The sequence below is a fragment of the Thermoleptolyngbya sp. PKUAC-SCTB121 genome, from assembly GCF_016919485.1.
Taxonomy (GTDB): Bacteria; Cyanobacteriota; Cyanobacteriia; order Elainellales; family Elainellaceae; genus Thermoleptolyngbya; species Thermoleptolyngbya sichuanensis.
In genome coordinates, this window is record NZ_CP070366.1 from 4069469 (window position 1) to 4084540 (window position 15072).

A 15072-nucleotide genomic window follows, 5' to 3' on the forward strand; every position below is an offset into this window, starting at 1 on the left:
AGTCTTGGGAATCGAATCCGAACAGCGCAAATCCAGAACCAAAGCACACTAAAGCACATTACGGAGCAACCCTATGTCATCTGTCGCCCATTTGCCTGACACGCCACCGGACACGCTACCGAACACGTCTTTGCCGGATAGAACCCCGGACATCACCCCGGATATCACCTTTGTCTGCTGCGTCGAGTCGGGCTGGCTGGAAACCCAGACCGTGCGGATGGTAGAGAGCCTGCGGCGCTGGGGCGGGGCCTTTGCCGATGCGCCCGTGGTGGCAGTCACGCCCCGCTTTGGGCCGCCGCTGTCGGGCAAGACGCTGCGGGCGTTTGACCGCCTGGGTGTGGAATACCTGCGTTTTCGCGCCCCCAATCCCTACGCCTGGAAAAGCTTTTTGAACAAGCACTACGCGATGGCGGCGGTTGAGGAACGCTGCACCACGGAGTTTCTGGGCTGGTTGGATAGCGACCTGCTGATTTTGGGCGAACCCGACCAGCTCCGCCTGTCCGACGACGAAGACTTTGCCGCCTGCGCCCCCGACAAAAACATCGGCACATCGGGCCCGGACGACCCGTTTGAACCCTACTGGCGCGAAGCTTGCAAGGTAGCAGGGCTGGAGCTATCCGATTTGCCGTGGGTGGTGACGGAGCGCGAGGGCATCAAAATCCGCCTGTACTGGAACAGCGGCGTGTTTGTCTATCGCCGCGCCACGGGCTTTTCCAAAGTCCACCTGGACACGACGCTGAAGCTGCTGGATGCTCACATTGCCTCCGCCAAGGCGGGCGTGTATTTCACCCAGCACACCCTGGGCATGACGATGGTGAAGATGGGCCTGCGCTGGCGATCGCTCCCCCATTCACACAATTACGGCATGGGCACCAAAACCCATGCCCAGTGGTATGACCCCGAAAAGCTGCGGCAAGCCAAGATCTTGCACTATCACGATGCGATGTGGATGCCGTTTTGGGACACGTTTCTGCAATGCCTGAACGACACGCATCCCGATGTAGGAACCTGGCTGGCAGCGCAGGGGCCCCTGGTCAACAGCGCCCCGCCCCAGTGGAAACTGCTGAGCAGGGGGCTAAATCGGCTACGCCAGCAAAAGGCCGCCGAATATCAAAAGCTCTGTACCGTGATTTGACGGATGAGTGGATTGATACCGTGATTTTAGCCGCTGTGTGATTTAATCTCAGTGGATCGAAAAGGACGGGTTCCGGTGCATTGATCGACCCATCGCTAGCCCAAAGCAACCCAGTTGTGCGCGTTTTTGATCAACCCCTATGACTCAATCTTTACCCCTGACCCCAGCGACCCGCCTGCTGGTGGTGATTGTGAACTATCGAACGCCCGACCTGACCATCGACACGCTGCGATCGCTCGTCCCCGAAATTCAGGCCATGCCCGATACCCGCGTGGTGGTGACCGATAACCTCTCGTCAGATGACTCGGTCACAAAAATCGGAGGGGCGATCGCCGCTGAGGGCTGGGACTCTTGGTGTACCTTTATGCCCCTCCCCAAAAACGGTGGCTTTGCCTATGGCAACAATGCGGCGATTCGGCCAGCGCTGCAATCAGAACACCCGCCAGACTATGTGCTGCTGCTCAACCCAGATACCATCGTTCGTCCGCGGGCACTGCAAGTGCTGGTGCAGTTCATGGACGAGCATCCCAGCGTGGGGATTGCGGGCAGTCGGCTAGAAGATCCAGACGGTACGCCCCAGCGCTCGGCCTTCCGGTTCCACACCCTGCTGAGCGAAATCGACAGCGGGCTGCGGCTGGGCGCGGTCAGCCAACTGCTAAACCGCTGGACCGTTGCGCCGCCTGTCTCAGACGAGACGTTTCAAACCGATTGGGTCGCTGGAGCCAGCATGATCATCCGCCGCGAGGTCTTCGATGCCGTCGGGCTAATGGATGAAGAATATTTCATGTACTACGAAGAGATGGACTTTTGCCTGCAAGCCTATCGCGCCGGGTGGCCCTGCTGGTATGTGCCAGAGAGCCACGTCGTGCATCTGGTGGGGCAAAGCTCCGGCGTGACCAACCAAAAGCAAGCGCCCAAGCGTCGCCCGCAGTATTGGTTCGATTCCCGCCGCCGCTATTTCGTGAAAAACCACGGCTGGCTCTATGCCGCTGCCACCGATGCCGTATGGGCCAGCACTTTTGCTCTCTGGCGGCTGCGGCGCGTCCTCCAGCAAAAGCCCGATGCCGACCCGCCCAATTTCCTGTCTGATTTCATCGCCAACAGCGTGTTTTTGAAGGGCGCAGATATTAAGCCCGCCCGCTGTTCCTGAGATGGCTTCGGCGGAAAGTCTGGCTGGGTTTTTCAGGTAGCGTTGAAAAATAGCGTTAAAGCGCTAGTCCCCCAAAAAAACTCTTTGAAGGGCTACTGCATACACACAAGTCTTCTACGCTTGAGCGGCGATGTGTTGATCCCCCCTGACCCCCCTTGAACGATCCCCCTTAACCCCCCTTGAACAAGGGGGGAACTGAATCTCTCCTAACCCCCTTTAAATAAGGGGGGAACCGAACCTGGAGTGCCCCGAAGCAAGGAGAACTGGCTTGGAAGTCCCCCTTATTAAGGGAGATTTAGGGGGATCTTTCAGAGCCTGACGCAAAAAGATGGTGTACATAGTCGCTTGCTAAGGAGGGAGTCGAGCCGCCCGATCACAGTCCCCCTGATGAAGGGAGATTTAAGGGAGATCAAACGCCGACTTCCTAAGCCGACTGCCTAAACAGAACCCTCACTGCATACCCTAACCCCAAATTTCATCTATGGTTGCTCATCCCGACCCCTCTATCCCCTCGATAATGTCTGCTGCTTCGGATGATGCGCCGCTGTCGCTGTGGCAGCAGATCAAAGAAGACTGGATCGCCCACGGCCGCGACTGGACGAAGCCGGGATTTCGCGCAGTGGCAGTGCATCGCTTTGGCGTGTGGCGCATGAGCATCAAGCCGAAGCTGCTGCGGGCCCCCTTCAGCATTCTCTACCGGGCCATGTTTCGCCATGTTCGCAATGTCTACGGGATCGAACTGCCTTATACGGTGCAGCTTGGGCGGCGCGTGATTATTGAACACCAAAGCGCAATCGTGATTCATGGGCAGACGGTGATCGGCGACGACAGCGTGATTCGTCAGGGCGTGACGATGGGCAACCGCTATCTCGATCGCCCCACCGAAGCGCCCCGCCTCGGCAAGCGGGTGAACGTTGGCGCGGGGGCGAAGATTCTGGGTGCGGTGACGCTGGGCGACGATGCTAATGTGGGCGCAAACGCCGTGGTGTTGAAGGACGTACCCGCAGGCAAGACGGCGGTGGGCATTCCTGCCAAGATTATCGACTAGCGGGGGCAAGGGCTAGCGGGGGCAAGGGCTTGGCAGCCAAGTAAGGGACGGGCTGGTGCAACGGCGATCGCCCCTAGTCTGATAGGCTTGAGGGAATTGTTTTAGGGCTTCGGGGGCCGCTGAGCCGTGCCATCGTCTGATCTGGAAGAAAAATCTTCACTGCTGCCGCTCCAGCGCGTTTTGGGCAGCTTGCGGCACTATCCCTGGCTGACATTGGGCGGGCTGCTGAGTGCGCTGCTGCTGATTGCGGCCTACGCAGCAACACCGCAACTCTTCCGCTGGGCCATTGACCAAGGGGTCGCGCAGCGCAATCTGCGCGTGGTGCTGTACGGGGCGGGTGGGCTGGTGGCGGCGGCGATCGCCCGGGGCGTGTTCAACTTTGGGCAAAGTTTCTGTGCCGAGGCGCTGTCGCAGGGGGTCGCCTACGATCTGCGGAACCGTATTTTTCAGAAAATTCAAAACCTCAGCTTTAGCTACCACGACCAAGCGCAGACCTCGCAACTGCTGACGCGAGTGACCAGCGACATCGAGCAGGTGCGGACGTTTCTCAGCACCAGCCTGATTCAGGTGATCAGCGGCGTGGTGACGCTGGTGGCGATCGCCATCATTCTGCTGATTATGAACTGGGAACTGGCGCTGATCACGCTGACGGTCGTGCCCGCGAGTAGCTGGCTGATGGCGCGGTTTTTGCGGCAAAACAGCAGCCTATTTCGCCAAGTGCAGGAACAGTTGAGCAATCTAAACGCCGTGCTGCAAGAGAACCTGATCGGCGTGCGCGTAGTCAAGGCGTTTGTACGCGAGGACGTGGAAACGGAGCGCTATTCCCACCTGAATCAAGACCTGGTGGCGGCGAACCTGAAAACAGTGCGGTCAATTCGCAACACGTTTCCGTTTATCTTTTTGCTGAGCAACCTGGTGACAGTGGCAGTGATCGGCTATGGCGGCGCGGCTGTGATTGGCGGCCGTTTTTCGGTAGGCGAACTGGTAGCGTTTAACTCCTACCTGCTGCTGATTTTGCAGCCGATTTTGCTGATTGGCTTTGCGGCCCCGGCGATCGCCCAGGCAGCGGCTTCGGCAGAGCGCGTGTATGAAGTAGTGGATGCTGAAATCGAAATTCGCGATCGCCCCAAAGCGGTTCCGTTTGTCACCTGCGGCGGCCGCATCACGTTTGAGAATGTGTCGTTCCGCTATCCCGGCTCTAGCACGCCCGCCCTCCGCCATGTGTCTTTCGAGACCCGGCCCAACGAGCTAATCGCCATCCTGGGCATGACCGGATCGGGCAAAAGCACCGTGGTTAACCTAATTCCCCGATTTTACGACGTGACAGACGGAGCCGTGCGGATTGATGGGCGGGATGTGCGCGATTTCACGCTGCAAAGCCTGCGATCGCGCATCGGCATCGTGTTTCAGGAAACGACGCTGTTCTCCGGCACAATCTTGTCCAACATCACCTACGCCAAGCCCCACGCCACCCTAGAAGAGGCGATCGCCGTGGCAAAAACAGCGCAAATTCACGACTTTATCATTAGCTTGCCGGAGGGCTATCACACCCTCGTCGGGGAACGGGGCGTGGGGCTATCAGGCGGGCAAAAGCAGCGATTGGCGATCGCCCGCACACTGCTGACCGACTACAACATCCTAATCCTGGACGACAGCACCTCGGCCGTGGATGCCAAGACCAGCGCCGAGATTCAAGCCGCCCTCGACGACCTGATGCGCCGCCGCACCTGCACCTCCTTCGTAGTAGCCCAGCGCATCAGCACTGTCCGCACTGCCGATCGCATTCTGGTGATGGACAAGGGGCGACTGGTGGCCCAGGGCACCCACGAGGAACTGCTGAAAACCAGTCCGCTTTACGGCGTGATTTTGGAATCCCAGGTGAAGAAATCCGTCGTAGCCTCCGCCTAAACTGCCCATCTCAACTATCTTGTCCAATGCTTTTGCCCCGCCCCCCGTCCTGACACCCAGATCAATCCCAGATCAATTCTTACAGCGCTTCTCACAAGCGCCAATGCCCGGAGACCTCATCAACGCCTAGTCTGGCAATCCCCAATCCAAAATCCAAAATCCCCAATCCAAAATCCGAAATCCCCAATCCAAAATCCAAAATCCCCAATCCAAAATCTCCAACCTGTCTCCAAATGGGCATCAGCGGGTAAATTGGGAGGGCAGATAGTCGTTTGGAGCCGCGACGGATAATCGCGAAGCCGAATTGCAAGACTGGGAGGACAGGGAGCGATGGAACCACTCAACGCCGCACAGCGCAGGGCATGTTTTCAACAGGCGGGCGATCGCGCTGGGGTTCATGCGCCGCTGCTGGCGGCCCTCCACGCGGTGCATCAGGCTCCAACCCTGAGCGATGGTGAAGTCGGCCTCGGCATCTCGCCTGCCAACCAGGTGGCGCTGACAGAGGTAGAAACGCTACCTGGACAGGCGCAGGTCGTCGCCAGCACGGTTCGCAGCATCACCGATCGCCTGATTGCTCAGGGCTGGCAAAGCGCTGACCTGTGGGACGTGGATCGGGGGCGCTATGGCGATCGCTTTTTGACCGCCTTGGCGGAGGGCTATTTGCCGCCGCCCAACGACACCCACGCCGCCCAGCTCGAACCCTGCGACGGCGGGGCGCTGCTGCGGGCCTATGTCCAAAGGGTGGAAGCAGACCATCTGGCGGCGGGTTTGCCGTCTAACCTGGCGTTTGTGGATGGGGCGCTGCTGAATTTCCTGGAACAAGTGCCTGCAACCTATCGCGGGCTAAGCCACGAGCGAGACGGACTGCTGGAGGCAGTGCGACTCTGGCGGAAGTTGGACAGCCAATCAGCCGCCATTCACTCGCTCTTGCCCCGTGGGTCAACCTCTGAGCCAGACGCGCTGCCTGCTACGGACCGCCTGGACATCGCCTTGCAAGACCTGAGCCGCCGCCTGCCGCTCAACTACGCGGGCTATCCCCATCAGCGGGAGGCGCTGCTGCGGCTGGTGCAGTGCTGGCGACAGTTGCCCAGCCGAGAAGCGGCGATCGCCTCTCTAGAAAAGAAAGATCCCCTTTCCCCAGATTTGACCACGCTAGACCCGGCGCTGATGGCTTTTGTGCAGCGGCTTCCGGCGCATTACCTGGGCAAAGGGGAACAGCGCAATGCCCTGACGGAAACCTTTCGCCTATGGCAAGGCCTGGATTCGCGCACGACAGCCGTGCGGACGCTGGGTGTAGATCCAGAATCCTTGATGAGCGCCAGCCCCGCTGCGTTGCTGGATGCTGCTCGCCAGCTTGATCAGCAGCTTCTGCGATTTGTCCAGCGGATTCCCGCTGCCTATCGCCAAACCGACGCTCAGCGCGTGGCCCTGCTGCATCTGGTGCAGACCTGGCGGGGGCTGGAGACAGGCGAGACCACCGTGCGATCGCTCGTGGATGACCTGCGGCAGTTGCAATCGGCACGTCCCGGCTCTCCAGACGCAACGCCTGCACCCGTACCCGACCTGCTGCCCGTGCTGCAAACCGAGTGGACGCTAGACACGATTCAACTGCACGGGGCGATCGCCCCTGGCGGACGGCTGACCTGGGCGGAGGCGACCCAAGGCGGGCTGTACCTGCCGAAAAATCTGGCGGCGATGCGGGCGATCGTGCAGTTGGCGACGGCGATGGAACAGGTGGCCACGCGATTAGGGCGATCGCCCCATATCATCGCATGGCACTGTTCTCCAGAGGCAGCCAGAGCCTTGCCTGGCCCCAGTCCAGAGCAGCATACGCTTGGCAGTGCCCTGCTGTTCTACTGCGACGGTCTTACCGGGCAGCAGATTTACTGGACGCTCGATCCCTGGTGGACAGGTGGGCTAGGGCGGTTTACCCAATATCCAGCGCTGGTCTACCTAGAGAGCAGGGGGGCGATCGCCAGCCCAGAGCCAGATCACCGCGTCCGCTGGGTTTACTAGAATCAAGCGCTTCTAGAGTTAAGCGTTTCTAAATTAGGCTTTTCTAAATGCCCAGCATCAGGCATTTCCAGTCAACAGCACCAGCCAAAGTCAATCAGACGCTCAGGACGCTTTGGTGGACTTGGTGCTGCGCGTGGTGGATGCCGCTTTTTGGGTTGTGGACTTGGCAGGGGTGGATTTTGCTGCCGTTTTTTTGGCGGGCGCTGGTTCGGTTGGCGTTACCTCAGCTTCGGCCTCCGCCGTCGATTTAGCAGATTTGGTTGTCTTCTTCGCAGCGGCCGCCTTAGTTGTGCTGGATTGAGCCGTGCTGGATTTAGTTGTACTGGATTTAGCCGTGCTGGATTGAGCCGTGCCAGCCTTTGCGCGGGTTGTTTTGGTGGTTTTGGTCGCTGTCTTGGTGCCCGAAGTCTTCGTGCCTGCGTCGCCAGTTTTGCTGGAACGGCGCGAGGTTTTCTTGGTGGCGGCTTTTTCTGCCAGCGCTTTCAGGGCCGCTTCCATGCTGATGGACTCGGCTTTTTCGCCTTCAGGCAGGGAGGCGTTAAGTTTGCCGTGCTTGATGTAAACGCCGTAGGGGCCGTTGTAGAGGTTCACGGGTTCGCCGTCTTCCGGGTGGGGGCCTAATTCTCGAATCGGAGCCGCGGCCCGTCCGCGTCCGCGCCCTGCCTTCGGTTCTGCCAGCAGTTCCAGCGCTCGCTCCAGGGTAATCGTCAGCACGTCGTCGTCGCCTTTGATCGAGCGGTAGTCCTTGCCGTTTTTGCCCTGGTCGTGGACGATGTAGGGCCCAAAGCGACCCAAGTTCGCCTGAATCTTGCAGCCCGTTTCCGGGTGCATCCCCAGTAAACGCGGCAGCGCCAGCAGGTTCACCGCCTGCTCCAACGTTACATCTTGGGGCTGCACGCCTTTGGGCAGCGAGGCGCGCTTGGGCTTGGGGTTTTCATCCGTTACATCGCCAAGCTGCACATAGGGGCCGTAGGCTCCGATCAGCACGTAAATCGGTTCGCCCGTTTCGGGGTGAAATCCAAGCTTGTCCGGCCCTTCGGTTTTTTGACGCAGCAGCACTTCGACCCGCTCGGCATCCAGGTCAGACGGCGTAAAGTCTTGGGGAATGGTAGCTTTAACCGGCCCCTCCTCGGTTTCGGTTTCGATATAGGCTCCGTAGCGGCCAATGCGGACTTTGGCATCCAGCCCCTCCAGATCCACGCTGCGGGCTTCGGCAGGGTCGATCTGGCTCTCGCGCTGCTTCACCTGCCCGTCTAGCCCGGTTTCGCCCAGGTAAAACTGTTGGAGATAGGGCAGCCAGTCGGCTTCGCCCGTGGAAATGTCGTCTAGCGTGCGCTCCATGCGAGCGGTAAAGCTGGTATCTACCAGGTCGGGAAAGTGCTTTTCGAGCAGGCTGGTGACGGCAAAGGCAGTGAAAGTGGGCACGAGACTGTTGTTCACCATTTGGGCGTAGCCCCGGTCGATGATGGTGCCGATGATGCTGGCGTAGGTGCTGGGGCGACCGATGCCTTCGCTTTCCAGCGTTTTCACTAGGGACGCTTCGGTGTAGCGGGCGGGCGGCTGGGTTTCGTGGGCGATCGCCTCCAACTCCTGACAATTTGGATGGTCGCCCTCCCGCAGCACAGGCAGGATCACTTCCTGGTTTTCGATTGCCGCATCGGGATCGTCCGATCCTTCCACGTAGGCCCGGAAAAAGCCGGGAAAGTCAATGCGTTTGCCCGTAGCGCGGAATCCCGCATCTTCTGCCTGGATCTGCACGGTGATATTCGTCTGGCGAACTTCTGCCATCTGGGTGGCCACCGTGCGCTTCCAGATCAGGTCATAAAGCTGAAACTCGCGCCCGCTCAGGCCCGTTTCCTGGGGCGTGCGGAAGGTGCTACCTGCGGGACGGATGGCTTCGTGGGCTTCCTGTGCGCCCTTGCTCTTGGTGGAATAGCGGCGCGGTTCGGGGCTGAGGTATTCGCTGCCATACATCTGTTGAACGCAGCTTCGAGCGGCGGCGATCGCCTGTTGCGACAGATTCACCGAGTCGGTTCGCATGTAGGTGATATAGCCCTGTTCATAAAGGCTCTGAGCCACGCGCATCGTATCACGGGCCGACAGGCGCAGCTTTCGGTTGGCCTCCTGTTGCAGCGTCGAGGTGGTGAAGGGCGGCGAGGGCTTGCGTGTCGAAGACCGCTCTTCTAGTCCTGTGACAGTCCAGGTTGCCGACTGGAGGCGATCGTGCAACGCCTGGGCCTCTGCCTCACCCAGCAGCAGCACATCGCGTCCGGCGATGATTTGTCCCGTCGATTCGTCAAAATCTGCCCCCGTGGCAATGCGGCAGCCACCCAGGGTCACCAGTTTCGACTCAAAGCTGCTGCCGTCTTTCTCCAGCGTCGCCTTCAGATCCCAGTAAGACCCTTTGCGAAAAGCGCGGCGCTGCCGTTCGCGGTTGACCAATAGGCGTACTGCAACCGACTGAACTCGCCCTGCCGATAGACCCCAGGCAATTTTTTTCCACAGCAAGGGCGACAGCGTGTAGCCCACCAGCCGATCTAGAATGCGCCGAGTTTCCTGGGCATGAACCAGTTGCTCATCCACATCGCGGCAGTTTTGCAGGGCCTCGCGGATGGCTTCCTCGGTGATTTCGTGGAACACCATGCGCTTCGTGGGCACCTTGGGCTGGAGCAGTTGCAGCAGGTGCCAGCTAATGCTTTCTCCCTCGCGGTCTTCGTCCGTCGCCAGGATTAGCTCGTCGGCCTGTTTTAGAGCCTCTTTCAGAGCCTTGACGACTTTCTTCTTGTCCTGCGGCACGATGTAGAGCGGCTCAAAATCTGCGTCTACGTTGACCCCAAGTTTTGCCCACTCTTCGCCCTTGACCGAAGCGGGAATGTCGCTCGCCGACTGGGGCAAATCTCGCACATGGCCCATCGATGCCTCGACCCGATAGCCCGGCGGCAGGTAGTTGCGGATGGTTTTCGCTTTGGTGGGGGATTCGACAATGACGAGAGTTGACATGGATCTCAGTCGTGCTAAGAAAAAGGACGCAGATGGAGAACGTATCGGTAACGCTTCGATCTGGTGGGGGACGGGCGAGGACGAGACAGATAGGCGATTACAGACAGGCGATTACAGTCTGTTTGACTGATGCCTGTTCTCTACTTATAGACCATAGCCTTGAAAAGTAGGGAATCTCAAATCGTAAGGATTTTACAAGAAGGAAATCTTTTGGGGGCTATTAGGAGAAACAACGGGGATTATCGGCCGAGCCGCACGTAGCGCACAGATTTGCGCGGTATGATCCATTAGAAATGGAAGGAAATGGAACGAGCCTGACCTGCAATGCAGGCGGTTAAAAAGCAGTTTGCCCACAGAAAGCGGATTCGGCAACCACGTTTGAACGTTTTTTCGGTTTGAACTTTTCGGTTTGAACGTTTTGTCGAGTGTTTCGTTCAAGCGCTTTTGTCTAAACTGCCCATGATTCTGATAAGGTCGTCTTGTTCCGTCACGTTTTCAACTTTGCGCCGTTTACGCTAGACCCCCTATGGACTTTTCCACGCTTGTCGGCCAGCTTAATGCCGGAACCATTCTGCCGGAAGGGATTGTGATTGCCACGCTGATGGTGGTGCTGATCGGAGACTTGATTGTGGGGCGATCGTCGGCTCGATGGACTCCCTATGTGGCGATCGCCGGACTGTTGGCGGCCGTTGTGGCGCTGGTGCCGCAGTGGGATATCGCCGAACCCGTTTCGTTTTTGGGGAGCTTTAGCGGAGACACCCTGAGCGTCGTGTTTCGCGGCATCATTGCCCTGTCGGCGGCGCTGACGATCCTGATGTCGGTGCGCTACGTAGAGCAATCGGGCACATCGCTGGCCGAGTTCATCGTGATTTTGCTCACGGCGACGCTGGGCGGCATGTTCCTCTCTGGGGCCGATGAACTGGTGATGGTGTTTGTGTCGCTGGAGACGCTGAGTATCTCGTCTTACCTGCTGACGGGCTATATGAAGCGCGACCCCCGCTCCAACGAGGCGGCGCTGAAGTATCTGCTGATTGGCGCGGCCAGTTCCGCCATTTTCCTCTATGGCTCGTCGCTGCTGTATGGGCTGTCGGGTGGGGAAACGCGACTGGGGGCGATCGCCACCAACGTTGCGATCGCCGGGCTAGAAGACTCCATTGGCATTGTGATCGCCTTGGTGTTTGTGATTGCGGGCATTGCCTTCAAGATTGCCGCTGTTCCCTTTCACCAATGGACCCCAGACGTGTACGAGGGGTCACCAACGCCCGTAGTCGCGTTTTTGTCAGTGGGTTCAAAGGCAGCGGGCTTCGCTTTGGCGATTCGCCTGCTGGTAACGGCCTTTCCTGCTGTTTCCGATCAGTGGCAGTTTGTGCTGACCGCCCTGGCAATTCTCAGCATGGTGCTTGGCAACGTGGTAGCTCTGGCACAGACCAGCATGAAGCGACTGCTGGCCTATTCCTCGATTGGTCAGGCCGGCTTTGTGATGATCGGGCTGCTCGTGGGTACTCAGGCCGGCTATTCCAGCATGGTGTTCTACCTGCTGGTGTACCTGTTCATGAACCTGGGCGCGTTTTCCTGCATCATCCTGTTTGCGCTGCGGACGGGCACAGACGAAATTACCGAGTACAGCGGTCTGTACCAAAAAGACCCGCTGCTGACGCTGGCGCTGAGCATTTGTCTGCTGTCTCTGGGGGGCATTCCGCCGCTGGCAGGCTTCTTTGGCAAGATTTATCTATTCTGGGCAGGCTGGCAGGCTGGGGCCTATGCGCTGGTGCTGGTCGGCCTGGTGACGAGCGTGATCTCCATCTACTACTACATCCGCGTGGTGAAGATGATGGTGGTGAAGGAGCCGGATGAAATGTCTGAGTCGGTAAAGAACTATCCGCCAATCCGCTGGACGCTGCCAGGAATGCGCCCGCTCCAGGTAGGCATCGTCACGGCGCTAATCTTCACCTCGCTGGCGGGCATTCTGTCCAATCCGCTGTTTACGCTGGCGAATGACTCGGTTGACCGCACGCCGATGCTGCAACCCGCGCTACGGGTTGAACGGGCCCTGATGGCGATCGCCCATCCAAATCCTGTGGAGTAGGGCTGCGTCCGCACTCCGATGGAAGGGGAAGCGCGAAAGAGGAACAAGGAAGAAGGAAGAGCGAAGAGCGAAGAATGAAAAGTGGGTGGCTGATCGCTTGGCGATTGGCCACCTGCTTTTTGTGGTTACGGTTTTTCGGTTACGGTTTTGCGATCGCAGTGCGAGACCGCACAAGATCTGCAAAATACAAAAATTACACCAGGAAAATCACACGACGGTCAGGTCGCCCTGCACATCCAGCCGCTTAAAGTTGCCCAGCGTTAGGTAGCGTTCGGTCAGCGTTTCGGCGATCGCCGGGGTCACCCAGCCGATCTGCTTGAGCAGGTGAACCGCGACGGCATACTTGGCCCGCTTGGCTCCGTCCATCACCTTGATCGCCAGCCCCATGCCTTCGCCCACGCGACCAATGCACTGAATCCCCTCTGCACCCGACTTGCTCACCAGCGCCCCTTCCGACAAGCGCATCACTTCTGTATCAAATTCGCCCTCGCCTGCCACCAGAATGGGGTGATGGGTCATCGCTCGCACAATGCGTTCCAGATCCAGGCTGCTGCCCGACGCAAGCTGGGCAAACAGCGTCGCCATCTGCCCCAGTTGCATAAAGTAGGTGGGTGCGCCGCAATCGTCGTGGGCGGAGATAAATTCCGCCGCAGGCATCCGCAGCAGTTCTGATACCTTGGACAGGATCAGCGTCTGCACCGGGTGGTTGCGCTGCAGATAGTCGGAGGTGGGATAGCCAAGCTGGCGGCAGACTGCTAACATGCCCGCATGTTTACCAGAGCAGTTATGCTCTAGCGGGCTACGCTTGCCATCGGGAATGGGGCATTGCAACATTGACGGGTCAACGTCGCAACGCCAAAGAATGTTGAATACCTGACGCACCTGCTCAATCGTGCCGCGATGGGAACTGCACATAATCGCCAGATCGCGATCGCTCAACCCAAAGCGCTCCAGCGTGCCCGTGCTGGTCACTGCCATCGCCTGAAACGGCTTGAGCGACGATCGCACAAAGGAAGCCGTCTCCGCACTGCCCGCGACGGACAGCACGCGACCACGATTGTCTGCGACTGCCGCCTGCACCAGGTGCCGCGACTCGATAATGCCCTCTCGCAGCAGCCGAACTTCTAGCTCTGCGGTCTGTACTCGTTTTCCCCTAGTCATTCCTGGCCTTAGCCATTTCCAGTAAATAAAGTCCAGCGTCTTCCGCCTCTAGGACTGTGACACACTGCGTCCACCAGCGCAATAGAAACGCCATGATGTGTCATGAGATGGCTTGACAGCAGGTGTGGTGGACGGCAGATGTTTTGGATCGAGGCGATGCCAGTCAACGATTCTCGCGAGGGAGTCACGTCAACGAGCTACGATGCGAAAGAATGCCCCAGATAATGCTACTAAGAACCAGCAATAGCCCAAAGATGGCAAACGTGCGCCAGAGCCGCTTCATAATAGGCTGAATTTGGTAGCTCACGATCAGGCGATCGCGCTGCAACACCTCTTCGGGCTTCGTCCAGGTCTGTCCGTCATACCAGCCCGATTCTTCATAGAACACGGTTTCCTTGGAAAGGCGATCGCGCACATACCACCAGCCCAGCGTCAGCCGCACTAGCGCCAGCAGCGGAATCACGCAAGCCCCTACCGCCGCGCTCAGGGCAAACAGCGCTGGATATTTCGCGGGCGGAAAGCTGACCGCCGCCACAGGCCCAGACACCGCCCAACTCAAGCTCCAGAGAATCAGAATCGGCTTGATGTAGTGCCAGAGGTCGAGCGTCGCCCAGCGAAAAAACCAGGACTCCTGCAAGTCCTGAAACTCATTGATGGGTTGCTGCTCGGAGGGAACCGGGCAGACGGGCAGAGAGGATTTCATGGGCAACAGTTGGGCTGCATCCTAGCGCGAGGTGGGAAACGGTGAACGAAGTGCGCTGACTTCTCGCGTCATCCGCACTGAGTCTGGTTCCAAATCGGATTCTGAAAACAATCCTGAATGCAGTCTACTGTAATCCACGAATCTGGTGTAGCTAGGAGCAGACAGAAGGCAGGAGGCGGTGCCAAAAGTCACGCTGCACAGGGCTTTTGTGATTTCCAGGCTCCTCGCTACCTTGTTTAACCCCAGCCGCCTAGGACAGAGGGCACTCGACCCAGCGAGATTCTAGTTAAATGCTCCGGACTGAAAGACGCGGGTCAAATGCCCCTTCTCAAGGCCGGCCGTCAAACGCTCCCCTAGCCTTTTGCAGAGGGGCTTGCGCTTTGCAGTGCCGCAAAAGACAGCCGCTCGGCGTGTCCCCAAAACGCTTCCAGGTTGTAGAACTCGCGGTCTTTTTCAAGGAAGATGTGGGCAATCACATCGCCGTAGTCGATGAGTACCCAATTGCCTTCGGCTTGCCCCTCGATTCGCACGGGCACTCGCTGGAGTTTTTCCTTCACCGTTTGCTCAATGCTGTTGGCGATCGCCCTCACCTGCACATGCGAAAAGCCCGTCACCAGCACAAAATAATCTGCCAGGTAAGACACATCAGCCACCTTCAGCAGCACAATGTCGCCGCCTTTGCGGTCGTCGGCGGCCTGGGCGATCGCCAGCGCTAGGTCATCGCTGCTGGAGTCGGTTTCGAGGGTGAGGTGAGGGGCGGATGCATCGGCAGCCAACCGAGTAGAAAGCAGGGCCTCTAGCGGAGATTCATGGGTCATCAAATGTTCAGTACCTCTAGGTTTGATAGGACAGGGTTTGATAGAAC

10 protein-coding genes are annotated in these 15072 nt (G+C 58.7%); 6 read left to right on the top strand and 4 right to left on the bottom strand.

Annotated features, from left to right (window positions below; all coding sequences use genetic code 11):
- Window positions 1–73: 73 nt before the first annotated feature.
- The 5 genes from JTM80_RS16665 to JTM80_RS16685 all read left to right on the top strand — a co-directional run bounded on the left by JTM80_RS16665 (window position 74) and on the right by JTM80_RS16685 (window position 7257).
- Window positions 74–1135, top strand: coding sequence for a hypothetical protein (locus tag JTM80_RS16665; protein WP_205369873.1), 1062 nt, complete (start codon window positions 74–76; stop codon window positions 1133–1135).
- A gap of 139 nt (window positions 1136–1274) precedes the next feature.
- Window positions 1275–2285, top strand: coding sequence for a glycosyltransferase family 2 protein (locus JTM80_RS16670; RefSeq protein WP_172356386.1), 1011 nt, complete (start codon window positions 1275–1277; stop codon window positions 2283–2285).
- Between the two features lie 517 nt (window positions 2286–2802).
- Window positions 2803–3333, top strand: coding sequence for a serine O-acetyltransferase (locus JTM80_RS16675; protein WP_205371439.1), 531 nt, complete (start codon window positions 2803–2805; stop codon window positions 3331–3333).
- A gap of 126 nt (window positions 3334–3459) precedes the next feature.
- Entirely contained in the window at window positions 3460–5241 is a 1782-nt protein-coding gene (locus JTM80_RS16680) for an ABC transporter ATP-binding protein (protein ID WP_225906661.1), read from the top strand.
- A gap of 330 nt (window positions 5242–5571) precedes the next feature.
- On the top strand, window positions 5572–7257 hold the full coding sequence (locus JTM80_RS16685) for a peptidase M15A (protein WP_172356382.1): 1686 nt from the start codon (window positions 5572–5574) through the stop codon (window positions 7255–7257).
- A gap of 102 nt (window positions 7258–7359) precedes the next feature.
- Here the strand turns inward: JTM80_RS16685 and topA are convergent, their stop codons facing one another.
- Entirely contained in the window at window positions 7360–10257 is a 2898-nt protein-coding gene (topA, locus tag JTM80_RS16690; protein ID WP_172356381.1) for a type I DNA topoisomerase, read from the bottom strand.
- A gap of 526 nt (window positions 10258–10783) precedes the next feature.
- On the opposite strand from topA, the gene JTM80_RS16695 reads away from it, so the two are divergent.
- Entirely contained in the window at window positions 10784–12343 is a 1560-nt protein-coding gene (locus JTM80_RS16695) for an NAD(P)H-quinone oxidoreductase subunit N (protein ID WP_172356379.1), read from the top strand.
- A 207-nt stretch (window positions 12344–12550) separates the two neighbouring features.
- Here JTM80_RS16695 and JTM80_RS16700 read toward each other — a convergent pair whose 3' ends face one another.
- From JTM80_RS16700 to rsfS, 3 genes are all read right to left on the bottom strand, one after another.
- A complete protein-coding gene (locus tag JTM80_RS16700; RefSeq protein ID WP_172356377.1) occupies window positions 12551–13504 on the bottom strand; it encodes an asparaginase in 954 nt (317 codons plus the stop codon).
- 184 nt (window positions 13505–13688) lie between these two features.
- Entirely contained in the window at window positions 13689–14207 is a 519-nt protein-coding gene (locus tag JTM80_RS16705; protein ID WP_172356375.1) for a CGLD27 family protein, read from the bottom strand.
- A gap of 353 nt (window positions 14208–14560) precedes the next feature.
- Window positions 14561–15025, bottom strand: a complete 465-nt coding sequence (rsfS, locus tag JTM80_RS16710; RefSeq protein ID WP_172356372.1) for a ribosome silencing factor — start codon at window positions 15023–15025, stop codon at window positions 14561–14563.
- Between the last annotated feature and the right edge of the window lie 47 nt (window positions 15026–15072).